Raw genomic sequence first — 1,102 nt, 5'->3', positions numbered from 1 at the left:
CCCAGGTGCAGCGCACCCCGGATGCCCCGGCGCTGGCCTTCGGCGAGGTGCGCCTGAGCTACGCCCAGCTCAACGCCCGCGCCAACCGCCTGGCCCATCGCCTGATCGCCCTGGGTGTCGGCGCGGATGTGCTGGTGGGCATCGCGGTGGAGCGTTCGGTGGAGATGGTGGTCGGCCTGCTGGCCATCCTCAAGGCCGGTGGCGCCTACGTGCCGCTGGACCCGGAATACCCCGAAGACCGCCTGCGCTACATGCTCGAGGACAGCGGCGTGCAGCTGCTGCTGACCCAGAGCCACCTGCAACTGCCGCTGGCCGAAGGCGTGCAGACCCTGGCGCTGGACCTGGAGCCGGGCGCCGATGACGTGCGCAACCCGAACGTGGCGGTGGCCCCTGAAAACCTGGCGTATGTGATCTACACCTCCGGCTCCACAGGCCGGCCGAAAGGCGCGGGCAACCGCCATTCGGCCCTGGTCAACCGACTGTGCTGGATGCAACAGGCCTACCGGCTGGATGCCCGCGACAGCGTGTTGCAGAAAACGCCGTTCAGCTTCGACGTGTCGGTATGGGAGTTCTTCTGGCCCTTGATGACCGGTGCGCGGCTGGTGGTTGCCGCGCCGGGTGATCATCGCGACCCGGCCCGCCTGGTCGAGCTGATCACCAGCGAAAACATCACCACGCTGCACTTCGTGCCGTCGATGCTCCAGGCGTTCCTGCAAGACAGCGGCGTGCCGCGCTGCACGAGCCTTGCGCGCATCGTCTGCAGTGGCGAAGCGCTGCCGGCCGATGCCCAGCAGCAGGTGTTCGCCAAGCTGCCGAAGGCGGGCCTGTACAACCTGTACGGCCCGACCGAGGCGGCCATCGACGTGACCCACTGGACCTGCCGTGAGGAAGGGCGGGACAGCGTGCCGATCGGCGAGCCGATCGCCAACCTGGCCTGCTACATCCTCGATGCCGAGCTGCAACCGGTGCCGGTGGGCGTGCTGGGCGAGCTGTACCTGGCCGGCGCAGGCCTGGCGCGCGGTTACCACCGCCGCCCGGGGCTGACTGCCGAGCGTTTCGCCGTGAGCCCATACGGCAATGGCGAGCGCATGTACCGCACCGG

1 protein-coding gene is annotated in these 1,102 nt (G+C 69.1%); it reads left to right on the top strand.

Annotation, left to right across the window (positions count from 1 at the left end; all coding sequences use genetic code 11):
- Positions 1-1,102 (top strand): amino acid adenylation domain-containing protein (locus tag APH30_RS27255; protein WP_156326754.1); only part of this gene is annotated, 1,102 nt, incomplete at both ends.

Source organism: Pseudomonas sp. NBRC 111127 (assembly GCF_001320345.1).
Classification (GTDB): Bacteria; Pseudomonadota; Gammaproteobacteria; order Pseudomonadales; family Pseudomonadaceae; genus Aquipseudomonas; species Aquipseudomonas juntendi.
The sequence above is the reverse complement of the archived record's forward strand: the minus strand, read 5'-3'. Positions and strand labels throughout refer to the sequence as shown.